The sequence below is a fragment of the Pelagimonas varians genome, assembly GCF_003208435.1.
Taxonomy (GTDB): domain Bacteria; phylum Pseudomonadota; class Alphaproteobacteria; order Rhodobacterales; family Rhodobacteraceae; genus Pelagimonas; species Pelagimonas varians.
On sequence record NZ_QKMF01000014.1, the window covers coordinates 1 to 24427 of the forward strand.

Genomic DNA, 24427 nt, shown 5'->3' on the forward strand with positions numbered 1-24427 from the left:
TTATCTGACGCACACCGTAAAATGGGATCTCCAGAAACGGCTTGTCGATCAGGCGCATCAGATCGAGGTTCACCTCACTCTCGCCCTTCGGCTCAAAGAAAAACGAGGACCATGAGATCGACAGCAAGGCACATTGCTTGCCAACCGACAGGCCTGGCAGGTTCGGTTCAATCATCTTGCGCCTAACTTGCCGGTCCAGGGCTTGAGATATCTAGCCAGTTCGCTGACCGGTTCCTCGCCCTTCAGCGCTTCCAATGCGACCTTGGCCTTAAACTCAGGGTGATGTTTTTCCGTTTCGACATATCTCATCTCCTTCGTATTGAAGATCAGCAGACTACAAATCGCAGCTTACGGCAGTGTCCGAATTTCGGGGGGTAGCTCAGTGTGAAGATGTGCTGGATGTCGCAACACATCTGTACCCCGCCAAGGCGGGCAGTGCGCCTGTGATCGCCGCATGTACTTGCTCCAAGGTGTCGCCAAGGGCCACCATCAATATCGATGCACATGAGGGCGGGTTCCCCTTCGCACGGCAGGTCAGCAACGGTGCGCCGGATGTATGGGTTCCCATTTGCGTCATGGGTGGCCTGCGGATCGTATCCGATACCCGTTGCCACATAGTGCTTGCTTACGCCGGACGTCATGAAATTGAGGCTGGTCGCCAGCGGCAACCATGCGGCCAGATCGATCAGCGATCGGGAAATCGACGGTCTGATAGTTGCCAGACACAAATGACCCATTGGTCGCCTTTTGTAACTGGCCCTGGTCCAACCAAAATTGCTTCCCGCAAGGGGCTATGTCAGTGTTCGTGAAGATGCCGATTTTCATATCGGTAAGACTCCTATTTCTTTCGAAGTCCATCCGATTTCTCTATTGTCCCGGTATCGACTATTTAGCCGTAGTCAAGTGATTTGGCTGTCCCTCATGCAGATGCATTGGCACGGTTTTTTATGTGCGCCGCACCAGTTGGTAGTGCGGCAGGTGTTTCTCCAACGCCTGTTCCATGCCCTCAACAGTCGGTTCCACCTGTACTTTGCGCTTGCGGGATCTGGCTTCAATCGCCGCTGCATTCAGACTCATTTCGCCATCACGAACCAACTGTGCGAGGTCTGTCCGATCACGGTTCAACCGGCGCATTGCCTTCTCATTGGTATCAGCGATCAAAGGCATATTATGACCTTGATATTCCTCTGACTTGCGATCACGACCAGCGGGCGCAGCAACACCCACGCCTGTCTCGAAACGCCGTGCCAGATCATCCTGACCAACACTCTTGAGCCAGAAGATCGCGCGGTCCTGCATCCCCGCCGTGACCTCGGTCAACCACTGCATCTCTGAGCGGTCTGGGTCATCGTTGGGCCAGCGTTTGTGGGTGCCCGCGTCCAGAGCCATTTGTAGGGTTTCAGCAAAACCACGAGCCGTACTGCCAGCATTTGTTTCACATCTGCTCAAGTCGAGCGTTGCGGAGTCTGCCATACTGCGGTGCCATTGCGCGCTATCCGGCTCACTGTCCATGAACGGGCGGGGGATACCCTTGAGCGGTCTCATTGGACACTCTCCAGAACGGCCTGCAAGTCACGGCTCGCATCTGCCACGCGGGCCACGGTCAAGAGGTATTTTATCACCAGCAAATTCAGGAACATTGCGCGGCTATGTTCGTGCTGGCACCACTCGCAATAAGCGGCATAGCGGCTGTCTGGCATTGGCACTGGAAGAGGTTTGACCGGCGGTGCCAGCAACTCACCCATACTGACAAGCGCAGGCTCATAGGCCCGCTGTGCGACCTTTTTCGGCTACCGCCTCCAGATGCAATCGAGCATGGTCAACCGCGCCAGTTACGATCAGCAAACGAACCGCTGCCAAATCCCAAACAAACGAAGATGCATGGCAACGGTCAACCGTCTCTTCATACGCGTCTTGTACCCGCGCGGCCTCGGTTTAGACAAACTCAGGCAGGGCCACGCGCATGGTTGTGCGGGTGTAAAGCCAGCCGTCGCGCTGGATCAGTGCGGGCGGCTTCATAGCGCACCGCCTGTCACGCGCGGGCACTTATTGATACACCCAACAATCTCGCTTTGACGCCATCCGTTCGTGGCCTCTGTAATTGCTACAGGCGATGGAAACTCATTGGCCCGCATAAGCTGGTCAAGCGCCGACCGTCTCAAACCAGTTATGCGCAATACATCGGGGCGGCACAGGAAAGGATCAATGCGGGTTGAGAGGTCAATGTATGCAGATTGATGCGCTGTTTTATCAAGCGCAGTCCGATCTGGTTTGGGCATGTCAGGCTCCTTTTGGTTCGTCCTGACACCCGATTAAGAGCATGAAGACGCGCCAAAACACCCACCCGATCCTTTATTCGCGTTTTAGTTCAGATTCGCCCCGTTTATATGCCTTTCGCAACCCATCCTTTGTCAATCCAGCCAACCCACCAAACCGCACAGGATCAGCAGCAATCGCAGCATGACAACGCGCGGCAATCCTACCCTTGTTCCCCTTCGCTGCCCGATAAGGGGCGACATCATGCGCCCTCCGGTTTGGCCTGCCATCGGTGCTTGGTCGTGTAGTCAGCTTGCGCAAGTTACCGGCTGGCAATGGCATTGTGAGCGCACGTGACCATGCTGCTTATGCCTCAACAACAATGCGGCCCGTGCCTCGCTTCCTACATCAAACGCTTTTGCGCCGCGTCCAAGGCTGTTTGGCAGGTCATCACATCAACCCGGCCTGCCTCAAAAAAAAACACTCAACCGCAACCAATCGCGGGGCAAACTGTCCACCTGTTCAGGCAGCGTGTCGATGAGCGTAGCGAGTGGCATCATAGCGCTGACACCAGATAAACGGTCCAAGCACAGATGAGCGCGCGCCGCCGTTCCAAATAATCACCGCGCCGGTAAGCACGCTCAACATCATTGCCGATTTGGTGTGCAAGCTGATCTTCAATCAATTCACGCGGCCATCCTGCACCATATGCCCAATCGCTAAATGTCGAGCGCCAGCCATGTGGAGTCGCGTTTGCATATCAAGCGTTGCGGAGCGCCTTTGCCAATGCAATGTCGCTCATTGGCCTGCCCCCCCTACCGTCATGTATGAGCGCGCAACCTGCCACCCTCGGCAACTCTGCCAACCAAAGTGCCAGCGGCAATGTCAGCGGTACGCGATGCTGCTTACGTGCTTTCATGCGCTCTGCTGACAAGGCGATCAATGCGCCGCCTGCGTCAATGTCGCCCCATTCCATGTGCCGTACTTCGCCAGATCGGCAGGCGTCAGGTAGAGCGTCACATGCCCACCATATCCAATGCCTGCGTGACGCTTGGCCCATACCGCTGCAAATGCGGCGGGGGCGTCTGCTACCTCAATGGCGGCGTGATGCTTCACTACCCGCACCTTCTTTTGAGCGGGCAAAATGTGTTCTAAATTGTCGCGCCACCCAGCGGGGTTCGGTCCATCTCTGTCACCTCGCGCGATTGAGGCGCACAAGATACGTTCAATCCGTTGCCGGACACATCGCGCCGCATTGGGACGCTGGCGTGACGTGTGAGTGAGGTCTCCCATTGGGCGCTATGTTTTGCGTTTGACCATGTTGCGTGATGGGATGTGATAAAAGTGTGCATGGCCTGCTCAATGGTAAGTGACTTGCGGGTCACTGCTTGCACCTGCGGCTTTGCGGCATCACGCGGGTTGATCCCCTGCCCTAACTGTTCACGCGCCGCCGCTGCCTTTGCTCGGGCTGCGGCCAAAAAGCCTGTGCTACCTGAGCCAAGTCCCGTTTCCTGCTTTTTCCCTTCCCGAGTGCATCGTATTGCCAGCGGCCTTGACCGCTTTGGCATACAACTCGTGAAGCGTTCCGACTCTCATTTCCTACCCACCTGTAACCCACCTGAAGCGCGGTGCGTTATGGTTACACATGGCAATGCATGGCATACGCCAAGACACAAAATTCTTGATTTACAGGGGTTTGTAGATTTTTGGGAAGGGTGTTTGGCGGAGACTCAGGGATTCGAACCCTGGGGACGCTCTCACGCCCAACGGTTTTCAAGACCGCCGCATTCGACCACTCTGCCAAATCTCCGGTTCGGCCACCTTTATATCGCCCTTTTCGATTCTTAAAGTCCATAAAGTCGAAAAACTGCGCATTCTTGAACTGCAGGCTTTTCATATGGCCCTCAACACGTTACTCTGACCGAAAACGGGCCTGCAAGTGCCCGACTGAGGCGGTATCGACCGGAAAATCCGGCAAATTGCGCGGCAACGTTCGCGCTGACACAGGCATGAGGCATGGCATGAGCGTTATTATTTCGCCCAATCGAAACAGGATTCAGCGTACGGCGGTTGCGCTAACCAGCTTTTTGATGCTTTCGGCATGCGCCGACGTCCAAATGCCCGGGTTTCTTCAACCTTCGGCCGGAAGCGAAGACGTTGTGGCCCGCGCCGCATCCTCTGGTGCGACCGAGGAACGCGATGTTGAGGCCCCCGAAATTTTTCAAGCGACCGAAGCCGGCCTGTGGGACGGACGCCCATCTCTTGGCGGTGTCTGGATCGCTCACCCAGATGTTACGGATCCAGAGCGCGCGATTGTCCGCAATGAATCCAACGGTAAGTTTGTAATCGGGGCATTGTTTCGCCGCGAACGCGAATCCCCCGGTCCGCGCCTTCAGATCTCCTCCGAAGCTGCCGCCGCGCTTGGCATCCTTGCTGGGCAGCCCACAAACCTGAATGTTGTTGCCCTGCGCCGCGAAGAAGTTGCCGCTCCGGAACCGGCGGCACTAATGACTGATTCAGCCGCATTGCCCGCCGCACCCGACGTTAGCGAAGCTGCCTTGGATCCGGTGCTGGATGGCGCAGAAAAGGCCATTGAAACTGCGTCACTTGCACCCGCCGTCGCTGCGCCCGCCCCTGTAGCCAGCCCCGCCCCCGCAAGTTCAGGCTTGGCGAAACCATACGTACAGCTCGGGATTTTTAGCGTTGAGCAGAACGCCAACAACACTGCGACTGCGATGCGTCAGGCCGGTATGGTGCCATCCGTCAAAAAACAAAGTTCAAACGGCAAAACCTTTTGGCGCGTGGTTGTGGGACCAGCCCAGACCAAGCCAGAATTGAATACCTTGCTCACCACGATCAAGGGGTCCGGCTTTTCAGATGCTTATGCGGTTTCCAACTAGGGCCTAATAATCAAAAGACCGTCAAATAGGCGGAAAAACGCAAGCTTGTGGGGCGCAAAGGGATGACAGCCCCGCCCTTTCCAGCGATAAACGGGGAAACGGCCCCTGCTTTGGGCCAGACCTTTTGGACAGGAGCGCTTTCATGAGCTTTTTGCCCCGTCGCCTTTTGGCCAGTGCCGCGGTTTTCGCAGTGCTCGCCCTGCCCGCTTCGGCCTTTGACACCCGCGCCAAAGCGGCTTTTGTGCTTGACCAGACCACTGGAACGGTGCTGCTTGCCAAACGCGCGGATGAGGCATTGCCTCCTGCTTCGATGTCAAAGCTGATGACGCTCTATATTGCCTTCGAAGCTATCCGTGACGGGCGTCTGAAACTGGACGAAAAACTGCGAGTGTCCAGTCATGCCATGTCTTATGGCGGCTCGACCATGTTTTTGGACACCACCGATCGGGTCAAAGTCCAAGATTTGTTGCGCGGGATCATTGTTCTTTCGGGCAATGACGCCTGTGCAGTTCTGGCTGAAACCCTATCGCCAGATGGCACCGAAAAGGGCTTTGCCAAGCTGATGACGCAGCGCGCCCAGCAATTGGGTATGACCAGTTCCAGTTTTAGAAATGCATCGGGCTGGCCTGCCCAAGGACATGTCATGTCGATGCGCGATTTGGTTCTTTTGGCGACCAAACTGATTCAGGACTTTCCCGAACACTATTCGATCTTTTCGGAAAAGACCTTTGAGTTTGATGGCCGTGCGCCCGGCAACGTCAAGAACCGCAACCCCTTGCTGGCACTTGGTATTGGCGCGGACGGTTTGAAAACCGGCCATACCAGCGAGGCTGGCTATGGTCTGGTCGGATCCGCCCGAAACGACGACCGTCGGATTGTCTTTGCGATCACCGGACTTGAGAGCGAACGCGCCCGCGCGGAGGAATCCGAAGCCATTGTTAACTGGGCCTTTCGCCAATTTGCCGAACAAACCATTGTAACCAAAGATAAAGCTGTCGCCGAAGCCGACATTTGGCTGGGGGCAGAAGAAAAAGTCGGGCTTGTCTCGGACAAGGATGTCCGGCTTTTGCTGCCGGTGAATACATTGGGCGGCGTCAAGGCCGAAGTTGTTTATACCGGCCCCATCGAAGCACCGGTTGCACAGGGGCAAAAACTGGCCGAGCTGATCATCAGTCCGGAAGGGCTGCCGGAAACTCGCGTGCCGCTACTGGCCGAAAAAGCCGTGCCAGGTGGTGGTTTTGTTGACCGTATGATGACCGTGAGCCAAGTTCTTTTGAAGCGGCTTCAAGATGGCCCAAAGGAAACTATGTGACCGATAAAAACGGCGCGAAGGGGCTATTTATCAGCTTCGAAGGTATTGACGGATCCGGGAAATCAACTCAGGCGAGGATGCTTGCGCAGGCCCTGCGCGCCGAAGGGCGCGATGTCGTTTTGACACGGGAACCCGGCGGCAGTCCCGGTGCCGAAGAAATTCGCGCGCTGGTTTTGCAGGGCGATCCCGATCGCTGGTCAGCGGAAACCGAACTGCTGTTGTTTACAGCAGCGCGCCGCGATCATTTGGAACGCACCATTCGCCCTGCCTTGGCAGCAGGCAAGGTGGTGATCTGTGATCGCTTTGCCGACAGCACCCGCATGTATCAAGGGTTGTCGCGTGGAAATCTGCGCGCTCAGGTGGATGCGCTGCATGACTTGATGATCGGCGTTGAACCCGATTTGACTTTGCTATTTGACATGGACCCCAGCGCCGGTTTGGCGCGCGCGAAATCCCGCGCAACGGTTGAAGAGCGGTTCGAAGATTTTGGCCTTGGACTACAAGAAAAAATGCGCGCGGGGTTTTTGGCACTGGCTGATGAATTCAAAGATCGCTTTCGCATTATTAATGGTAACCGCGACATCGACGTCGTCGCGGCTGATGTTCAAGCCTGTGTTTTGGCCAAACTTGCATGAGTGACGCCCTTCCAGAACCCGACCGGATCGAAGGGGCCCCGCACCCGCGCGAAACCTTGCAGCTGTTTGGACAGTCCCGCGCTGAACAGGACTTCTTGACCGCCTATAACACCGGGCGGCTGCATCATGGCTGGCTGATCACCGGACCGCGCGGTGTGGGAAAGGCAACACTGGCCTGGCGTATTGCCCGATTTCTTTTGGCTTCCCCGCCCGCCGACGATGGATTGTTTGGTGCCCCACCTGAACCAACAGACCTGAACATCAGCCCCGAACATCCAGTGTCACATCGGATGATGGCGCTGTCCGAACCCGGATTGTTTTTGCTACGTCGCGGCCCGAACAAGAAGGGCGACAAACTGGCGACAGAAATTTTGGTGGATGAGGTGCGCAAACTTGGCCATTTCTTTTCACTGTCTGCTGCGGATGGCGGCCGCAGGGTGGTCATTATCGACAGTGCGGATGAGCTGAACACCCAAGCTGCCAATGCCATCTTGAAAATGCTAGAAGAGCCGCCTGCCAAAACAACCTTGCTGATGATCAGCCATCAACCTGCCGGTTTGTTGCCGACCATCCGGTCGCGGTGCCGTGAATTGCGCCTTTCACCGCTTGCGCCTCAGGCCATGACAGAAGCACTGGCCCAAGCCGAGGCTGATATTGATCCAGCCCATGCCCCCGCTTTGACGGAATTGTCCCAAGGGTCGGTGGGCGAAGCATTGCGATTGACCAATTTGGGCGGGTTGCAGCTTTATTCAGATATCGTGACAGTACTTGGCAGTCTTCCACAGTTTGACCGCCCAAGAATGCTGGCGCTGGCTGACAGTTGTGCGGGCAAGGGCAAGGAAGCCCGGTTGGATCTGCTTTTGGCTTTGGTCGATCAGGTGACGGCGCGTTTGGCCCGAACCGGTGTCACAGGGCAGCCCCCAGTGCATGAGGCCGCCCCGCACGAGGCAGGCATCCTGGCCCGCCTGTCCCCGGATGCACATACCGGTCGCCACTGGGCAACCCTTGCGAGCCAAGCCAGCGATCGTGCCCGCCACGCCCGCGGTGTAAATGTCGATCCGGCCGCCTTGGTCACGGACCTTTTCTTGCAGTTGAAGTCTTAGACCCCAGCCCAAGAGTTTGCGGCATGCAGGGGATACAGGCCCCTGCATGCCGGACACATTAAACGACGCCGCCCTGGATCAAACGGTCCGCCAATGTTGCGTAGGACTGCGCCATCGCACTTCCGCTGGTGGCAATTGGCACACCGCTGTCGCCGCCAAGACGGGTATCAAGATCAATGGGCAATTGGGCCAATAGCGGGATCCCCAGCTTCTGGGCTTCATCCGCGACACCGCCGTGGCCAAAGATATGGCTGTCCTTGCCGCAATGCGGGCAGGTGAAGACGGCCATGTTTTCAATCAGCCCCAGAACGGGCGTTTTTAGGGTCGCGAAGGCATCCAGTGCTTTACGCGCGTCCAAAAGTGCCACGTCTTGAGGCGTACTAACGACAATTGCGCCTGCAACATCCGATTTCTGACACAGCGACAATTGCACATCCCCGGTTCCGGGCGGCAGATCGACAATCAGCACGTCCAGATCGCCCCATTCGACCTGCATCAACATTTGCTGAAGCGCGCCCATAAGCATAGGGCCACGCCAGACAACGGCTTTGTCTTCGGCCAACATCGACCCGATGGACATAACAGTGACGCCATGTGCCTTGAGTGGAATGATCGTCTTGCCATCAGGACTGGCCGGTTTGCCGGTCAGGCCGAACATACGTGGCTGCGACGGGCCGTGAATATCGGCATCCAACAGGCCAACTTTTTTACCCGCGCGAACCAATGCAACCGCCAGATTTGACGAAACCGTGGATTTGCCGACGCCGCCCTTGCCCGACCCGATCGCCAAAATTGTTTTTACGCCCTTCGGGTTCATCGCGCCCTCTTGCGGTTTGGGATGCCCGCCCATTTTCAACTGCGGCGGAGGAGACTTGGCTTCAGCTGTTAGAACCGCACTGGCCGAGGTCACACCGGCCACCTGTGCCGCGGCAGCTTCGGCAGCCAGCCGCAAAGGCTCCATGTGTTTGGCGATTTCGGCGCTCGGGGCCTCGATAACAAAGCGCACTGCACCGCCCTCAACCGTCAATGCACGAATCATGTCTCTGGAAATCAGGTTTCCGCCATCGGGCAATTCAAGCCGGGCAAGCGCGTCTCGAATCGCGTCCTTTGTCTGTGTCATTTAAAAACTCCATCTGATTTACACCAATAACTGGTGATGACCGAACGGCACTGCAACCCAGATCGACATTTTGCACAAATTCAGAGCGTTTTGAGAATGTTCCGCTGCGTTTCGCATGCACATGCTGCATAGCAGCATTGCTTTGGCAGCCATTGTGCACCCGCAGCAATTACCTCATGTTTAGGGCAAGCAACAACACAGCCACCGAGGCAAGACGATCATGGCATACGCAACACAGATTACTACCGGATCCCACAGCGGTTTGAGCGCACGTTTCTCTTTGCTGCTCACCAACTTTCGGGCCGGCATCGCACGTCGCAAAGTCTACACCCAGACGCTGCGCGAACTGGGCAGCCTGTCGAACCGCGAATTGGCGGATCTGGGTCTGAACCGTTCGATCATCCGCCGTGTAGCCTATCAGGCTGCTTACGAAGCTTAAACATAGAACGCCGCAAGGGGCTCTCCTCCTCCCTGTCTCTTGCGACTTCGGCGACGGTATCGCTTCTCCTCCCAGATACCGCCGCCGCCTAATTCGGGCAAAAGCCCACACAGCATGACGGACCCTTTCCTCCTCCCTGGGTCTCTCATCACAGCGGTGCCTCCTCTCCTCCTCCCTGGGGGCACCGCAGCAAGTTTCGGGCCAAATGGTCCATCAGAATGACGGGCCCTCTCCTCCTCCCTGGGCCTCTCATGATCGCGGCGGCTCCTCTCCTCCTCCCTGGAGCCGCCGCACCTCATTCGGACCAATAGGTCCAACCGCCTTGCTGGGTCCTCTCCTCCTCCCTGGACCCTTCAAAGCCCGCGGTGATGCCTCTCCTCCTCCCTGGCATCACCGCAACGCTATTTCGGGCCAACCGGCCCACACGTGATGACGGGCCCTCTCCTCCTCCCTGGGCCTCTCATGATCGCGGCGGCTCCTCTCCTCCTCCCTGGAGCTGCCGCACCTCATTCGGACCAATAGGTCCAACCGCCTTGCTGGGTCCTCTCCTCCTCCCTGGACCCTTCAAAGCCCGCGGTGATGCCTCTCCTCCTCCCTGGCATCACCGCAACGCTATTTCGGGCCAACTGGCCCACACGTGATGACTGGCCCTCTCCTCCTCCCTGGGCCTCTCATGATCGCGGTGGCTCCTCTCCTCCTCCCTGGAGCCACCGCAACAAAATTCGGGGCCGCATGGCTCGTATGATTTGGAGTCCCTCTCCTCCTCCCTGGGGCGTCAAAAACTGGAAACGGCGCTGCTCACCTCCCTGAGCAGCGCCGTTTTGTTTTTTGATGGGCAATCGTGACCTTTGCATACGCCATGAAAGTGCCCTCTCGGTTTGGGCACTACTTTCCCTGCCACCTCCAGTGCCGTTCATGCCTTTTGACACGCAAAGAATAGAAAAATGGCCGCTGATGACACTTGGGGTTTCACAAATTACAATCACACTTGGGCTGTATCAGATGTGATGAGGCTGCCTTTGGGGAGGCAAGAAACGACTGACTAAAGGCGGCTGTTATTCGATCCGCACTAGTCCGATACCAGAGCCAGTGTATCGCACCAATAGCGTTACTCCAAAATGATTGTGCAACGGTCTGGGCTGGGGTAGCTTGAACATCCTAGCAACAAGACCGGACAGCACATGAAAAAGCTACTACAAGTCGCAATCATTGCTGCGTTGTTCACCCCGTCACTTGCTGTAGCGCAGGACTATGAGGCTGCTGTCGCCGCGTTCGACGCTAACGACTATATACCCGCAATAATAGTATTCAGGCCACTCGCGAAACAGGGCCATGTCGGTGCCCAGCTTTACTTGGGCTTCATGTCTGAATTCGGGTATGGGACTATTCAAGACATTCAAACCGCTCATATGTGGTATAATTTGGCTTCAGCCGGAGGGTCTTCAAAAGCCGGTGGATATAGGGACGAGCTTGTCCAACAAATGACGCTCGAAGATGTCTCAACGGCCCAAGAGCGCGCACGCGTTTGCAAAGCCTCACGCTTTCAAAATTGTGACTAACCGCACGGATCAACCCGCCATGGTGTCAGATTTCCGCGGTAAAGAGACCGCGAAAACCATCCAAACTAACTGCAGTATTCATAGAAAAGACCTTGGATCATCTCTCCGTCCGTGAGCGTATGTTGAAGATTATTAGCAGACAAGGATCGAGTGTTAATCACAACAGTACGGTTATCTCCGCGACACTGGGAAGCCGCCTTGTCTAGGGTCTCGACCGCTCTTCGAAAACTGTAGCTGGCCTCGCTGTAAAACTTCCTAATATCGGTGATATGCGCGCAATATTGGCTGCTACTGAGGTCACTGTCGTTGTCTGTCACCCATTGGTACAGCTTCGAAGCCTCATTGTTATTTGCCACGCCTTGATTGTGGAAAGCCTTCCCTTCGTTAAAATCATCGATACAGGCGGCCGCAAAGCTGGCCATACCGGTCAAGAATACAGTCAAAATGAGCGTTTTCGAAATCATGAGATGCCTCCACATCAGCTGAAACTCAACACTGTCGGAAAGCGTCTATCATCCTTCTAACCGGCTTAGCGGGTATTTCGAAGCTTTTTCACTACGGCACATTCTGGGCGTGGTTCGTCCATCGATTAATGAGAACGCGGCCAGCCTCGGCGAATAAGTTGGAAGAGGCCCCGTCTTGGATTGGGAGCGCCCCCATCGGGCACCGTGACGTCACCTATATATTCGGATGACACTGATGCAAATCCAAGACTCGCCAAGAGAGCGTCCGGCCACCGGAGACGGATTTGACCAGATCGTTTTCCAGCAAAGACATGCAAAGCCCCTTGCTTTGGTAGAGAAACCCGCTTGCAACGACCCAGTGCACCTTCCCCTTTGCACCTAGATTCGTTAGACGATCTGCAACCCAAGACGAGGAATTTCCGATGCCCATGGAAAAGACGTTCAATGCCGCAGAGGCGGAACCGCGGATCACCCAGAAATGGCTGGACCAAAAGGCCTTTGCCGCTGGAGCCAATAAGTCGCGCGACGAAAGCTTTTGCGTGATGATCCCGCCACCCAATGTGACGGGTGCGCTACATGTGGGCCACGCGTTCAACAACACGCTGCAAGATATTCTGACACGCTGGCACCGGATGCGCGGCTTTGACACGCTCTGGCAGCCCGGTCAGGACCATGCGGGTATCGCCACCCAGCTGATGGTTGAAAAAGAGTTGGCCAAAACCGGCCAGCCGACCCGCGCTGAACTGGGCCGCGAGGCCTTTCTCGACAAAGTTTGGGAATGGAAGGGCCAATACGGCGGTACTATCGTCGAGCAGCTCAAACGTCTTGGCTGTTCGTGTGATTGGGATCGCAACGCCTTTACCATGGCGGGTGCCTCGGGCGACCCGCGCGTGGGCCACGAAAATTCGCCGAATTTTCACGACGCGGTCATCAAGGTCTTTGTTGATATGTTCAACAAGGGCCTGATCTATCGCGGCAAGCGTTTGGTCAACTGGGATCCGCATTTTGAAACCGCGATTTCCGATCTTGAGGTCGAAAACATCGAAGTCGCCGGTCATATGTGGCACTTCAAATACCCGCTCGCGGGCAGTGCAACCTATACCTACATCGAAAAAGACGAAGACGGGAACGTCACGCTTGAAGAAGAGCGCGACTATATCTCGATCGCGACCACCCGCCCCGAAACCATGCTGGGCGATGGTGCGGTTGCGGTGCATCCTGATGATGAACGCTATGCTCCGATTGTGGGCAAGCTGTGCGAAATTCCGGTTGGTCCCAAAGAGCATCGCCGCTTGATCCCGATCATCACCGACGAATATCCGGATATGGATTTCGGCTCGGGCGCGGTGAAAATCACCGGTGCGCATGATTTCAACGATTACCAAGTGGCAAAGCGCAACGGCATTCCGATGTACCGCCTGATGGACACCCGCGGCGCGATGCGGGCCGATGGGGCCGACTACGACAACGACGCAGCGATTTCCGGCGAGGTCGCCAATGGCAAACGCACTTTGGGTGAAGCCGAAGCAGACGCCATCAACCTCGTCCCAACGCACTTGCGCGGACTGGATCGTTTCGACGCCCGCGAAAAGGTTGTTGCCGAAATCACCGCCGAAGGTCTGGCCGTCATGACTCTGTCAGACGATCCCCGCCTTGGTGCCCCGAAAAAGCTGAAAAAGGGCGAAGAAGCCCCTGAGGTTGTTGCGGTTCCGCTGGTTGAATCCAAACCGATTATGCAGCCCTTTGGGGACCGGTCCAAAGTTGTGATCGAGCCGATGCACACCGATCAGTGGTATGTCGATGCGGCCAAGATCGTTGGCCCTGCACTGGACGCCGTGCGCGATGGTGACATCAAGATCATGCCCGAGAGCGGCGAGAAAGTGTATTATCACTGGCTGGAAAACATCGAACCTTGGTGCATTTCGCGCCAACTTTGGTGGGGTCACCAGATTCCCGTTTGGTATGTGCCGGGCGAAGAAGACTGGTACGCCATCTGCGCGGCCAACGAAGAAGAAGCCTTGAAAGAGGCTGCTCTTCGGTTCCCGGATGGCACTGATTTCCGCATCGTTGCAGATGCCCAAGAGGCCGCAACCGTGTTGCAAGCCGACATCGAGTTGATGGACACCAGAGACGAAGGCGCAATCCGCCAGTTCGAAGGCCCGATGGTTATTCCGATGTTCCGTGATGCCGATGTTCTCGACACGTGGTTCTCTTCGGGACTGTGGCCAATCGGGACGCTCGGCTGGCCCGAAGACACAGATGAGATGCAGCGGTTCTTCCCCACTAGCACCTTGATCACCGGTCAGGATATCTTGTTCTTCTGGGTTGCGCGCATGATCATGATGCAGCTGGCTGTGGTTGGCCAAGTGCCCTTTGACACCGTTTATTTGCACCAGCTCGTCCGCGACGAGAAGGGCAAGAAAATGTCCAAGACCACCGGAAACGTCATTGATCCACTGGAGATTGTTGACGAATACGGGGCGGATGCACTGCGCTTTACCAACTCTGCCATGGCTTCCATCGGCGGTGTTTTGAAACTGTCCACCGACCGTATCGCAGGCTACCGCAACTTTGGCACCAAGATCTGGAACGCCACGCGCTTTGCCGAAATGAACGGCGCTGTGGGGGCGGATATGGCTGCAAAACCCATGCCCGTGGATCCGCAAGCAACACTCAACAAGTGGATCATTGGCGAAACCGCCAAGGTCCGCGAAAGCACTGACAAAGCGCTGTCCGAATACCGCTTCAACGACGCGGCGCTTGGGTTGTATGCTTTTGTCTGGGGCAAGGTCTGCGACTGGTATGTCGAATTCTCCAAGCCGCTTTATGGCTCGAACGACGCGGCGGTTGCGCAAGAAACCCGTGACACCATGGCGTGGGTGCTGGATCAATGTATGATCATGCTGCACCCCATTATGCCCTTCATCACCGAAGAGCTGTGGGACAACACCGCCAAGCGCGACAAGATGCTGGTTCACGGCGACTGGCCCGAATATGGCACCGATTTGGTCGACCCACAGGCCGAGGCGGAAATGTCTTGGGTGATAAGCTTGATCGAAGGCGTGCGCTCTGCCCGCGCCCAGATGAACGTACCTGCCGGACTGTTTGTACCGCTTCTGGTCACCGGTTTTGGCGACACTGAAAGGGCTGCGTGGGGCCGCAACGAGGCGATCATCAAGCGCATGGCGCGGATTGAAACCCTTGGTGAGGTCGACAGCTTTCCCAAAGGCTGCGTGACCGTTCCAGTGGGCGGCGCGACCTTTGGAATGCCGCTGGCTGACATCATCGACGTCAGCGCTGAAAAAGCCCGTCTTGAAAAGTCACTTGGCAAGCTGGCCAAGGAACTTGGAGGTCTGCGCGGACGCTTGAACAACCCCAAATTCGCGGCGTCGGCTCCGGCAGAAGTCGTTGAAGAGGCACAAGCCAACCTTGCGGCCCGTGAAGGCGAGGAAGCCAAACTGAACGAAGCGCTTGCCCGTCTAGCCGAAATCGGTTGAAAACGATGACACTGCGTGTGCCCGACTAAAGGGTGCCGCATAATAGTCAAAACGAAGGCCCCCGATTGCTAACAAGCAATAGGGGGCCTTTTTTTGTACCTGATGGTCCCAACCTACGCGACTGTTCCGGGCTGATGTGACGAAAGGGACTGGCCTCCTCGACCCAACTACAAATCCATCTGCGGCGTCACACGGATCACGGTTGGAACCGGAGCATCAAATGCAGCCAGAACAGCGGCTTGCATGTCTCGAGCCGTTTTCGGCTCCACCGCTTCGGCCCCATAGGCCCGTGCCAAAGCAAGGAAATCCGGATTTCGCGCCACCACCGCGTTGGGGGCAATCTGGCTTTGGATCATGCTGGCTTCGATTTCGCCCAATTTTCCATTATCCCAAACAAATATTGGCAGGCTGAGCCCAAGTTCCACAGCGGTTCCAAGATCTTGGACGGTGTATTGAAACCCATAATCCCCCAAAATCGCCAGCGTCGGCAACCCTCGCCGCGCCACAGCCCCGCCGATTGCAGCAGGCAGGGCGTAGCCAAGCGTCCCGAACCCCGAGGGGTGATGCCAATGACCGGGGCGCGACATGTCCCACACCTCATTTGCCGCATATGCAAATTGGGTCATGTCCGAATAGATCATGCAATCATCCGGCAAAATCGCTTTCAACGCATCTGCGACTTCGACAATGCCGGGGCGTTCCGTCATCACTTCGCTCCGCCAGCGGGATTTGGCTGTAGCAACCTTTTGGGCATCCCACTTGGACGTTTGATCTTCAACACGCGCGGGAATGGCCACTGCCATCGCCTGTAAAATCGCACCGGCGTCCCCTAGCACCGCCGTATCACCGGCCCGCAATTGCGCCAGCATCAACGGGTCAATGTCCACGCGGATCATCGGGGCTGTCTGCCCCAACTCATCCCGCCAGATATCACATTCAGATAGTTCCGTCCCCAAAGCGACAACCAAATCTGCTTCGGCAAGGGCTGACGCGCTGTCTGGCCGCGCTAAAAAAGATCCGAAATGCAGTGGATATTCCGGAGCTACGATTCCGCGTCCGGCATAGGTGCAAAACGAGGCCGCTCCGGTCATGCGCAGCACATCCGTTGCAACATCCGCGCCACCAAGAGCACCGCCGCCAAAGATAAAGATAGGTTTTTGCGCCGCCAGTACACGGTCTACGATCATCCGCAGATCATCGCTGCTTGCCTTGGGTAAACTAGGCAAAGGCACCGCCTCAGGTGCAGGATCCGCAAAGGCCCCAAGGCTGGCGATCGGCACCTGAATGTGGCACGACCGCTTGCGTTTGGATTTAAACCCAACCAAAGCCCGATCGACCAAATGATAGGCGGTTGCCGGATCACGCGCCTCTTCTGACCATTCGCAAACCGTCGCCGCCGCCGCACGTTGATCCAGCATCTGGTGCAACTGCCCCCGCTTGCCGGTGACATTGTCCAGACACGACGTGACAGCCAGCACAGAAACGCTATCGCTATAGGCTTGCCCCAGCGGAGTCATTGCATTGCACAGCCCCGGACCCGTGATCAAATAGCACACACCCGGTTTGCCTGTGGCCCGCGAATACCCGTCGGCCATAAAACCGGCACCTTGTTCGTGGCGCGCCAATACATGGGCAATCCCCGCCTCTTCGATGCCGCGATACATTTCGACATTGTGCACACCGGGGATGCCAAAGATGACATCCACCCCCCGCGCTTTCAACATGTGTGAAATCTGCGATCCCAATGGTCTTTGCATCACGCCCTCCAAAAGCGAGTGGTGAAAATGGCGTAGACTGCCAACAATTCCAGACGCCCTGCCAGCATGGCAAAACTAAGCATCCACTTTGCCGTCTCCCCCAGCCCTGCGAAATTGCCCGCAGGGCCGATCTGGTCCCCCAACCCCGGTCCGACATTGGCCAAGGCGGTGGCTGCGCCAGAAACCGACGTGATAAAATCAAGTCCGGTCAGGCTGAGCGCAACAGACAAAACCCCCATCGAAACGATGAAGAATACGAAGAACGACATGACAGAAGACATAACTTCGCTCGTGACCGGAACTCCGGCATAACGCGGCGTGAAAACGCCCGAAGGCGAACGGATACGCTTCAACTGGGTTTTGATGGATGCAAACAACAGTTGGTAGCGGAAGATTTTGACTGAGCATGCTGTCGAACCCGCGCAGCCTCCGATCAGGCCGACAAAGAAAAACAGCGCCACTGCAAAGCCGCCCCAAAGACCGTAATCCTGACTGGCATAGCCCGTCCCGGTCAGGATCGAGACGACGTTGAAAAGTACCTTGCGAAAGGCCGGTTCGCCTGATGCGTCGCCGGTCGAAAACCGCCAAATCGTGACCAATGCGACAATGGCCACGGCGGTCATGAAAAACGTGCGCACCTGACTGTCCAAGGCCAAAGGCCGGACATCGCGCAGAGCCGTCACCTGGACAAACCGCACAAATGGCAAGGCTGCCAGCATCATAAACACCACGCAGACATATTCTGCCCCTGCCGAAAATGCACCGAAGCTGGCGTCATAATTTGCAAATCCGCCGGTTGCGACCGTGGTCATCGCATGCACGGTGGCGTCAAACGGATCCATCCCCGCCACGATATATGCCCCTGCGCAGACCAAGGTAAGAGAAACATAAATCGTTGAAATAGAGGATGAAATCTGCGTTGCTCGCGGCAGGATTTTCCCGAAGGTATCAAAGCCTTCGGATCGGAAGATTTGCATCCCGCCGACCCGCAGTTCAGGCAAAAACACCATGGCCACAACAATGATACCGATCCCGCCGATCCATTGCAGCAACCCGCGCCACAACAATAACCCCTTGGGCAAGGTGTCCAAGCCGGACAAAACGGTGGAACCCGTTGTTGTAAGGCCAGACATTGCTTCAAAAAAGGCGTCGGTATAGGTGCTTTGGGTTTCCCCCAATACAAACGGCAGAGCACCAAAAATCGGCAGGGCAACCCAGACGCCGGTTGTCAGCAAAAAGGTTTGCTGGATCGACAATCCCTGTTTGACCGCATTGGCACAAGCCAGTGCAATCAAGCCGCCGGTCAACATGGTAATCAGCGCGCTTTCCAAAAACACATGCCATTCACCCCTGCCTTCTGCCAGATCAACCAGCATCGGCAAAAGCATTGTGGCTCCGAGACATGCAACAAGCAGGCCAATGACGTAGGCGACGGGGCGAATATCAAACATGAACGCAGGGTTGGATGCAGCGGCCCGCCATGTCAAGTTGGCGCGACCGTTTGGTGAACTAGCTGTGCAAAATGTCCCTGAAAACATGTGGTAGAATGCCGTCCCGGGTTAGACCAAGACGTGCCAAATCGCCGTCGCTTTGCGATTCCAATTGAATGATTTGTCGCAATCTGGCGCGCCGCAATCCATAGGGGTTCATTCCCATGCCCTGCGCTGCAAAAAAACTATCGATCTTCAAGCCGAGGGAGACATGCCCCATGGCCAATTGAACATTATTGCTTGGCATTTAGGAAACCTTTCAAAACTCAAATGGTTTCCTCCCTGTCGTTTAGTCTGCCACACTGGGGATGTAATTTGTGTGAAGGCGGCACCAACCGAACAAGTATTTAGTCCAATGCTCAAATTTGAGGCAATTTTCGCGCCTTCCACGGCTATCGCCGTGTATCACCCGACATGAAACAGCGTAGAGAATAGTTTTGGATCCAGACTTTGATCCGCGAACAACGTCCCTTCGGTCAAAACGGACACGGCATCATGGCTATGCAGGCTTTCCTGGTGACTGGCGACAACGCGAAAATCTCCAACGCGGGCATCATCTTCCAGCACTTGTGCAAACAGGCGCGCGGCGTCTTCGACAAATATCGGGTTGGCGGCATTCAATTCGGCAAAGGCTTGTTCGTCTTCGCGTTTGACCATGACCTGCGTTTCGGTCGGAACCGCGCGGCGGCACATATCGATAAGATCTTCGAACCACAGGCATTTTCCGGGCAAAACTTCGACTGATACACGCGCGACAGAGCGTTGCGAATGCGGCGTTGCCAACTGGCCGCGTGTCTGGCGGGCATGTTCAGACAGCTCAAGCGAACAAGGACAGGTCGAGCTGTAGACATAATCCAGATGCACGATTTCGCGGCGCGTGCCGGCGGTTTCAACCAGCTCCAGAGCAATGTCGTAATACTGAAAGCCGGTGAGGCCAGATCGCAGGCTTTGCACCTTCATCGGAAAGCTGAACCGCATCTGGATGCGGGCATCAAAGCTGTCTAGATCTGTTTTGTAATCATCGAGCGCCGCTTCCATGACCTCAAAACTAAATGTTTTTTCAGCATGTGTGTAAAACGACCGCATGATGCGGCTCATGTTGATGCCTTTTTTATCAGCCTCAAGGCTGACAGTCCCCGTGACCGAGGTTTCAAGCGTCAAATCCCCGTTGTCGCGGGTGTGATAGGGGATCGGCAGCCGAAAGTTGGAAATTCCAACATGCTGAATCACCCGCTGAGCCCCGCGGATCAGCGAGGCCGGGCCATTTTGCAGATCGGGTAAAGTGTCTTTGTAAGCTGGATCAACGATGAAATTATCAGGGTAGATATTGTGCAGATCGGGATAGGCACCCGTCAATTCAGCCAAGGCCGCCTCACTGCCCGCGTAGTTGCGCAACAGCGCAAGCGCTTGTTCGGCCTCCTCGCGGCTGGGCTTTTGTGCAATATCAACTTGAATATTCATGGGCTTGGCCCCCTTATTCATCCCTGTTCCTCCTATATTTAGGTGGATGCCACGCGAAGTCCATTCGCGCAGCATAGATTGATAATTACGACAAGGGCGCCTTTTTCGTTAAACCGCGTCCAAAGCCTGCAATACATCTGCAACCAGGTCCGCCGGATCTTCGATCCCGACCGAGAACCGGACCAACCCGTCACTGATACCCAAATCAGCACGTGTTTCATCCGAAAGACGTTGGTGGGTTGTGGTCGCAGGATGGGTGACGATGGATTTCGCATCCCCAAGGTTGTTGGAAATGATCGCGATTTCCAGTGCATTCAGGAACCGGAACGCGGCTTCTTTGCCGCCTTTCAGAACAAGCGACAGCATTGTGCCCCCCGCTCCAAGCTGGCGCATGGCCAGATCGTATTGCGGATGGCTTTTCAGGCCGGGATAGATGAAGCGCTCAAGCTTCGGGTGGCCTTCGCAGGCCTTTGCAATGGCGACGGCCCCTTCGGTCTGGGCCCTCACACGCAACGCAACGGTTTCCAAACCCTTGAGCATGACCCATGCGTTGAACGGGCTAAGCGAACCACCGGTATGCTTCATGTAGGGTTCGACCACACCGCGGATATGGTCTTTGGTGCCCAGAATAATTCCGCCCAAGCACCGCCCCTGCCCGTCCACATGTTTGGTGGTGGAATAGACAACGACGTCTGCGCCCTGCTCGATGGCTTTGGAATAAACCGGTGTCGAAAACACGTTGTCCACCACAACCAAAGCGCCAACTTCATGGGCAATGGCGGCCACACCCGCAATATCAATCACCTCAAGCGTCGGGTTGGACATGGATTCAAAGAACACCGCTTTGGTGTCCGGGCGCATCGCTGCGCGCCATTCGTCCAAATTCGCTCCATCGACAAAGGTGACATCAACGCCAAACCGGCCCAGCACATCCTCGAGGATGTACAAACACGACCCGAACAGCGCCTTAGCCGAGACAACATGGTCTCCGGCTTTCAGCATGGATGTCAATGCGCCGTTGACCGCCGCCATGCCGGATGCACAGGCAAACCCGTCTTCTGCGCCTTCCAGCAGCGCCATGCGTTCTTCGAACATCGCGACCGTTGGGTTGCCATAACGCGCATAGATATATTCATCCGGGCCTGTGTTCAAAAACCGCGCTTCGGCGGCCTCGGCGTTGTCATAGACAAAGCCCTGGGTCAGGAAGATCGCTTCGCTGACTTCGTTCCACTGGCTGCGTTTTGTTCCGCCATGCACCAGATTGGTGCGTTTTCCACGTTCCGACATGTGTGTTCTCCACAACAAAAAAGCCCCGTTCGCGGTCAAGCGAAAGGAGCCCTTCGTCTGACCTCTTTAGCGGTGTGTTTAACGTGGCCCGCAATCAGGTAACAAATCGCCACGAGCTGCCAATTACGCCTGTTGCGCGCGCCGGTCAAGGGCGTCACGCATGTGTAACAAAGCGTTCACGAATCCGTCGCACCCTTGGATTAGGCCCAAACCAACGGATATTGTGGATCGCTGCCATGCCCATGCTGCGCATTTCTGTCGAAGACGATCACCCCCGGCTACACGGGTCCTCGACCCCTTTGGGACCGACATTGCGCCATGCCCTGAGCTGCGACCCCGGCCCTGTCAAAATCATGATCCACGGATATAAATACCTGCCGGGTCACCCGATTTTTTGCCCCCATGACGGGATTTTGTCGCGCGCGCCCCGGCGCGAAGGCCCACGCGTCGTAAGCTGGCCCCGACATTTGGGATTGCGCGGACAACAAGGCGAAGGGTTAGGGATTTCCTTTGGATGGGCTGCGCGCGGCAAGATTTGGGCAGCCTACGATCAGGCCGACTCTGCCGGCAACGCATTGGCCCTGTTGCTGGCCGACATTCAGCGCATTGCACCGGGGCGCTGCGTGCAATTGATTGCCCATTCTTTGGGCGGCCGTGTTGCATTAAAAGCCGTAAAGCAAAGCCAACCCGGTGATGTCAGCCACGCCATTCTATTGGCTGCAGCCGAATTTGGCAGTGTCGCCAAGGCTGCACTGACCACAAAAGCCGGTCAGCAAGTCGCGGTTTTAAACGTGACGAGCCGCGAAAATGATCTGTATGATTTTATGCTAGAGCGGTTGGTACGCGGCGAAGGGCCAAATCGGCGCACCTTGGGCCATGGCTGTACGCGGCTGCCCAATATGGCCACGCTGCAACTCGATGATTTGCGCAGCATTGCGGCGTTGCGACAGGCCGGTTATCCGATCGCCCCACCGCAGCGCCGCGTGTGCCATTGGTCGCCTTATCTGCGTCCGGGTGTGTTTCCGCTGTATCGCGCTTTTCTAACCGGCAAGCTGCCTGTGCCGCATCTACGCGCAGTGCTTCCCACCGAGATTGAACCGAGATGGGCGCGTTTCTCGCTTCGGTCCGGTCTGTTTGGTCCCCCTCGCGGCGGAACCGGCGGGCGTTTGCTCAGCCAATAGAATCCTATGCCATCGGGTATGAGACGTGTTGCATCTGGCCCCTCCGCCCCCCATCATAGGGTATCCAAAATAAGGCCCCCCAAATATGGAATCCTTCCTTTTTCAAGCGTCCATTTTTTTGGCCGCCGCAGTTATTGCGGTGCCTTTTGCATCCCGGATGGGGCTTGGGTCGGTCTTGGGGTATTTGTTTGCCGGATTGATCATTGGTCCTGGTCTTGGACTGGTTGAAAACAATGCGGATATTCAGCATTTCGCCGAATTTGGCGTTGCTATGATGTTGTTTCTGATCGGGCTTGAGCTGGAACCGCGTGCCCTTTGGGACATGCGCCATCGCTTGATTGGTCTTGGCGGATTGCAGATCGTCGGAACAACCGCCGCAATCACCTTGATTGCCATGGCGATGGATTTACCATGGCAAACAGCCTTGGCGGTCGGGATGATCTTATCGCTGTCGTCCACTGCGATTGTTTTGCAAACCCTCAATGAAAAACAGCTGATGCAATCCAATGGCGGGCGGGCTTCTTTTTCCGTGCTATTGACCCAAGACATCGCCGTTATTCCCATGCTGGTTGTGATGCCTTTGCTGGCCATTGGCCCACTGGTTTTCCCCTCGGTGCCCGAGCTTGCACAGGCCGCCGGTGAACACGCCGACAAAGCACACCAAGCCATGTCTTTGGTCGAAGGATTGCCGGGCTGGGGGGCCGCACTGGTCACATTCAGTGTGATTATCGGGATTGTTTTGGCAGGCGTCTACGGTGCGCGGCCGCTGTTTCACTACATCCATTCTGCCCATTTGCCGGAAATGTTCACAGCAGTGTCATTGCTGATCGTGGTTGGAATCGGTTTTTTGATGATGATGTTGGGTTTGTCTCCCGCTTTGGGTACCTTTCTAGCCGGAGTGGTCCTGGCCAACTCTGAATTCCGGCATGAGCTGGAATCCGATATTGCCCCGTTCAAGGGGCTGCTTTTAGGCCTGTTCTTTATCACTGTCGGTGCTGGAATTAACGTCGAGCGGCTTTTGCAAGAACCCGCAAACGTGCTGGCACTGACGGTGTTGTTAATCAGTGTTAAGGCCATAATCCTGTACGGAATTGGCCGGTTCTTCAACCTCACGAAACGTGGGCAGTGGCTGTTTACCTTGGGGTTGGCGCAGTCTGGCGAATTTGGCTTTGTTCTGATCTCTTTTGCCTTTCAACAAAAGGTTCTGCCAGAGCCGCTGGGCGAACAGCTGCTCCTGATCATTGCGCTTTCGATGCTGATCACACCCTTGCTGTACCTGATCTATGAGTGGCTGTCGCAGCGGGTCAAAGACACCACAGAGACCGTTGAATCCGACGTCATAGATACGACTGGCCCGGTCATCATCGCCGGAATTGGGCGTTTTGGCCAAATCGTCAATCGTCTTGTTCAAAACTCGGGCTACCGCACCGTTGTATTGGACCACGACATGCAAACGATTCAACTGATGCGCCGGTTTGGCTACAAAGGCTTCTTTGGCGATCCAACCCGCCCCGAATTGCTGCATGCAGCGGGTATCGAATCTGCGCAGGTTCTGGTGGCAGCTTTGGATGATCCAAAAGCGAACCTGAAGCTGATATCTTATGCGCGGCGTTTGCGCCCAGACTTGCATATCGTCGCAAGGGCACGTGACCGCACCAGCGTTTTCATGCTCTATCAAGCCGGAGCCAACGACATCGTCCGCGAAATGTTCGACAGTTCTTTGCGCGCAGGGCGCTATGTGCTCGAAAATGTCGGGATGAGCGAATACGAGGCCGCCATCGCCGAAGAAACATTCTACCACCACGACCGCCACACCATCCACGAACTGGCGCAATTGTGGGATCCAACAATCGCCCCTGCCGACAATCACGCCTATATTGAACGGGCGCAAGAACTGGAAAAAGAGCTGGAAACCGCATTGTTCTCCGCTTTGGAAGCCCGCGGAAACGACGACGCGGCCTAGGAA

General features: G+C 56.1%; 22 protein-coding genes, 1 tRNA gene, 1 pseudogene and 1 riboswitch. Of the genes and pseudogenes, 9 read left to right on the forward strand and 15 right to left on the reverse strand.

The features are described from left to right. The 8 genes and pseudogenes from C8N36_RS24895 to C8N36_RS16745 all read right to left on the reverse strand — a co-directional run. Positions 1-184 (reverse strand): annotated as a pseudogene (locus tag C8N36_RS24895) (IS3 family transposase); the annotation flags it as partial. A gap of 142 nt (positions 185-326) precedes the next feature. Beyond that, a complete protein-coding gene (locus C8N36_RS24370) occupies positions 327-737 on the reverse strand; it encodes a hypothetical protein (protein ID WP_141468153.1) in 411 nt (136 codons plus the stop codon). 208 nt (positions 738-945) lie between these two features. Further along, on the reverse strand, positions 946-1545 hold the full coding sequence (locus C8N36_RS16720) for a hypothetical protein (protein WP_141468156.1): 600 nt from the start codon (positions 1543-1545) through the stop codon (positions 946-948). Further along, positions 1542-1745 (reverse strand): hypothetical protein, encoded by a 204-nt coding sequence (locus tag C8N36_RS16725; protein ID WP_097805976.1) that lies wholly within the window; start codon positions 1743-1745, stop codon positions 1542-1544. Before C8N36_RS16725 ends, C8N36_RS16720 begins: the two co-directional genes overlap by 4 nt. Positions 1746-2015: 270 nt before the next feature. Then, positions 2016-2279 carry a helix-turn-helix transcriptional regulator gene (locus C8N36_RS16730; protein WP_097805977.1) on the reverse strand — a complete coding sequence of 88 codons (264 nt, stop codon included), beginning with the start codon at positions 2277-2279 and terminating at the stop codon, positions 2016-2018. A 916-nt stretch (positions 2280-3195) separates the two neighbouring features. Next, positions 3196-3372 (reverse strand): hypothetical protein, encoded by a 177-nt coding sequence (locus C8N36_RS24210; protein ID WP_170125900.1) that lies wholly within the window; start codon positions 3370-3372, stop codon positions 3196-3198. A gap of 35 nt (positions 3373-3407) precedes the next feature. Further along, entirely contained in the window at positions 3408-3824 is a 417-nt protein-coding gene (locus C8N36_RS16740; protein WP_342769580.1) for an integrase arm-type DNA-binding domain-containing protein, read from the reverse strand. Between the two features lie 152 nt (positions 3825-3976). Next, a tRNA-Ser gene (locus C8N36_RS16745) sits at positions 3977-4066 on the reverse strand. Positions 4067-4277: 211 nt separating this feature from the next. On the opposite strand from C8N36_RS16745, the gene C8N36_RS16750 reads away from it, so the two are divergent. The 4 genes from C8N36_RS16750 to C8N36_RS16765 all read left to right on the forward strand — a co-directional run bounded on the left by C8N36_RS16750 (position 4278) and on the right by C8N36_RS16765 (position 8206). Further along, complete coding sequence (locus tag C8N36_RS16750) at positions 4278-5156, forward strand: SPOR domain-containing protein (RefSeq protein ID WP_097806090.1); 879 nt, start codon at positions 4278-4280, stop codon at positions 5154-5156. Between the two features lie 142 nt (positions 5157-5298). Then, positions 5299-6468, forward strand: coding sequence for a D-alanyl-D-alanine carboxypeptidase family protein (locus tag C8N36_RS16755; protein WP_097805980.1), 1170 nt, complete (start codon positions 5299-5301; stop codon positions 6466-6468). Beyond that, positions 6465-7103: a dTMP kinase gene (gene tmk / locus C8N36_RS16760; RefSeq protein ID WP_097805981.1), complete on the forward strand. Its 639-nt coding sequence runs from the start codon at positions 6465-6467 to the stop codon at positions 7101-7103. The genes C8N36_RS16755 and tmk overlap by 4 nt, the downstream gene beginning before the upstream one ends. After that, positions 7100-8206, forward strand: coding sequence for a DNA polymerase III subunit delta' (locus C8N36_RS16765; protein ID WP_097805982.1), 1107 nt, complete (start codon positions 7100-7102; stop codon positions 8204-8206). The genes tmk and C8N36_RS16765 overlap by 4 nt, the downstream gene beginning before the upstream one ends. A gap of 58 nt (positions 8207-8264) precedes the next feature. Here C8N36_RS16765 and C8N36_RS16770 read toward each other — a convergent pair whose 3' ends face one another. After that, positions 8265-9326, reverse strand: coding sequence for an Mrp/NBP35 family ATP-binding protein (locus C8N36_RS16770; RefSeq protein ID WP_097805983.1), 1062 nt, complete (start codon positions 9324-9326; stop codon positions 8265-8267). A 220-nt stretch (positions 9327-9546) separates the two neighbouring features. Here C8N36_RS16770 and C8N36_RS16775 point away from each other — a divergent pair, with 220 nt between their 5' ends. Both C8N36_RS16775 and C8N36_RS16785 read left to right on the forward strand, forming a co-directional pair. Continuing rightward, positions 9547-9765 (forward strand): DUF1127 domain-containing protein, encoded by a 219-nt coding sequence (locus C8N36_RS16775; protein ID WP_097805984.1) that lies wholly within the window; start codon positions 9547-9549, stop codon positions 9763-9765. A gap of 1181 nt (positions 9766-10946) precedes the next feature. After that, on the forward strand, positions 10947-11324 hold the full coding sequence (locus tag C8N36_RS16785) for an SEL1-like repeat protein (protein WP_097805986.1): 378 nt from the start codon (positions 10947-10949) through the stop codon (positions 11322-11324). Between the two features lie 65 nt (positions 11325-11389). Here the strand turns inward: C8N36_RS16785 and C8N36_RS16790 are convergent, their stop codons facing one another. Then, positions 11390-11788, reverse strand: coding sequence for a hypothetical protein (locus tag C8N36_RS16790; RefSeq protein WP_141468158.1), 399 nt, complete (start codon positions 11786-11788; stop codon positions 11390-11392). Positions 11789-12210: 422 nt separating this feature from the next. Here C8N36_RS16790 and C8N36_RS16795 point away from each other — a divergent pair, with 422 nt between their 5' ends. Then, entirely contained in the window at positions 12211-15285 is a 3075-nt protein-coding gene (locus C8N36_RS16795) for a valine--tRNA ligase (RefSeq protein ID WP_097805988.1), read from the forward strand. A 167-nt stretch (positions 15286-15452) separates the two neighbouring features. On the opposite strand, the gene C8N36_RS16800 is transcribed toward C8N36_RS16795, so the two are convergent. The 5 genes from C8N36_RS16800 to metZ all read right to left on the reverse strand — a co-directional run bounded on the left by C8N36_RS16800 (position 15453) and on the right by metZ (position 21280). Further along, positions 15453-17042 (reverse strand): thiamine pyrophosphate-binding protein, encoded by a 1590-nt coding sequence (locus C8N36_RS16800; RefSeq protein WP_245910908.1) that lies wholly within the window; start codon positions 17040-17042, stop codon positions 15453-15455. Beyond that, positions 17042-18493 carry a TrkH family potassium uptake protein gene (locus C8N36_RS16805; RefSeq protein ID WP_097805989.1) on the reverse strand — a complete coding sequence of 484 codons (1452 nt, stop codon included), beginning with the start codon at positions 18491-18493 and terminating at the stop codon, positions 17042-17044. Before C8N36_RS16805 ends, C8N36_RS16800 begins: the two co-directional genes overlap by 1 nt. 58 nt (positions 18494-18551) lie before the next feature. Beyond that, the gene (locus C8N36_RS16810) at positions 18552-18779 is read right to left on the reverse strand and encodes a hypothetical protein (protein WP_097805990.1); all 228 of its coding nucleotides are present in this window, start codon (positions 18777-18779) and stop codon (positions 18552-18554) included. Positions 18780-18937: 158 nt separating this feature from the next. Continuing rightward, a complete protein-coding gene (gene folE2 / locus C8N36_RS16815) occupies positions 18938-19993 on the reverse strand; it encodes a GTP cyclohydrolase FolE2 (RefSeq protein ID WP_097806092.1) in 1056 nt (351 codons plus the stop codon). Between the two features lie 108 nt (positions 19994-20101). Continuing rightward, the gene (gene metZ, locus C8N36_RS16820; RefSeq protein ID WP_097805991.1) at positions 20102-21280 is read right to left on the reverse strand and encodes an O-succinylhomoserine sulfhydrylase; all 1179 of its coding nucleotides are present in this window, start codon (positions 21278-21280) and stop codon (positions 20102-20104) included. Between the two features lie 45 nt (positions 21281-21325). Continuing rightward, a riboswitch (SAM riboswitch) is annotated at positions 21326-21403 on the reverse strand. Between the two features lie 113 nt (positions 21404-21516). Here metZ and C8N36_RS16825 point away from each other — a divergent pair. Both C8N36_RS16825 and C8N36_RS16830 read left to right on the forward strand, forming a co-directional pair. After that, a complete protein-coding gene (locus C8N36_RS16825) occupies positions 21517-22461 on the forward strand; it encodes an alpha/beta hydrolase (RefSeq protein ID WP_110767936.1) in 945 nt (314 codons plus the stop codon). Between the two features lie 85 nt (positions 22462-22546). Next, positions 22547-24424, forward strand: a complete 1878-nt coding sequence (locus tag C8N36_RS16830; RefSeq protein ID WP_097805993.1) for a cation:proton antiporter domain-containing protein — start codon at positions 22547-22549, stop codon at positions 24422-24424. The last annotated feature ends 3 nt before the right edge of the window (positions 24425-24427 follow it).

Coding starts and splice junctions, on each gene's coding strand:
- C8N36_RS24370 (WP_141468153.1), bottom strand. CDS start 737: ATGGGTCATTTGTGTCTGGCAACTATCAGACCGTCGATTTCCCGATCG.
- C8N36_RS16720 (WP_141468156.1), bottom strand. CDS start 1,545: ATGAGACCGCTCAAGGGTATCCCCCGCCCGTTCATGGACAGTGAGCCG.
- C8N36_RS16725 (WP_097805976.1), bottom strand. CDS start 1,745: ATGGGTGAGTTGCTGGCACCGCCGGTCAAACCTCTTCCAGTGCCAATG.
- C8N36_RS16730 (WP_097805977.1), bottom strand. CDS start 2,279: ATGCCCAAACCAGATCGGACTGCGCTTGATAAAACAGCGCATCAATCT.
- C8N36_RS16740 (WP_342769580.1), bottom strand. CDS start 3,824: ATGCCAAAGCGGTCAAGGCCGCTGGCAATACGATGCACTCGGGAAGGG.
- C8N36_RS16750 (WP_097806090.1), top strand. CDS start 4,278: ATGAGCGTTATTATTTCGCCCAATCGAAACAGGATTCAGCGTACGGCG.
- C8N36_RS16755 (WP_097805980.1), top strand. CDS start 5,299: ATGAGCTTTTTGCCCCGTCGCCTTTTGGCCAGTGCCGCGGTTTTCGCA.
- C8N36_RS16765 (WP_097805982.1), top strand. CDS start 7,100: ATGAGTGACGCCCTTCCAGAACCCGACCGGATCGAAGGGGCCCCGCAC.
- C8N36_RS16770 (WP_097805983.1), bottom strand. CDS start 9,326: ATGACACAGACAAAGGACGCGATTCGAGACGCGCTTGCCCGGCTTGAA.
- C8N36_RS16775 (WP_097805984.1), top strand. CDS start 9,547: ATGGCATACGCAACACAGATTACTACCGGATCCCACAGCGGTTTGAGC.
- C8N36_RS16785 (WP_097805986.1), top strand. CDS start 10,947: ATGAAAAAGCTACTACAAGTCGCAATCATTGCTGCGTTGTTCACCCCG.
- C8N36_RS16790 (WP_141468158.1), bottom strand. CDS start 11,788: ATGATTTCGAAAACGCTCATTTTGACTGTATTCTTGACCGGTATGGCC.
- C8N36_RS16795 (WP_097805988.1), top strand. CDS start 12,211: ATGCCCATGGAAAAGACGTTCAATGCCGCAGAGGCGGAACCGCGGATC.
- C8N36_RS16800 (WP_245910908.1), bottom strand. CDS start 17,042: ATGCAAAGACCATTGGGATCGCAGATTTCACACATGTTGAAAGCGCGG.
- C8N36_RS16805 (WP_097805989.1), bottom strand. CDS start 18,493: ATGTTTGATATTCGCCCCGTCGCCTACGTCATTGGCCTGCTTGTTGCA.
- C8N36_RS16810 (WP_097805990.1), bottom strand. CDS start 18,779: ATGCCAAGCAATAATGTTCAATTGGCCATGGGGCATGTCTCCCTCGGC.
- folE2 (WP_097806092.1), bottom strand. CDS start 19,993: ATGAATATTCAAGTTGATATTGCACAAAAGCCCAGCCGCGAGGAGGCC.
- metZ (WP_097805991.1), bottom strand. CDS start 21,280: ATGTCGGAACGTGGAAAACGCACCAATCTGGTGCATGGCGGAACAAAA.
- C8N36_RS16825 (WP_110767936.1), top strand. CDS start 21,517: ATGCCCATGCTGCGCATTTCTGTCGAAGACGATCACCCCCGGCTACAC.
- C8N36_RS16830 (WP_097805993.1), top strand. CDS start 22,547: ATGGAATCCTTCCTTTTTCAAGCGTCCATTTTTTTGGCCGCCGCAGTT.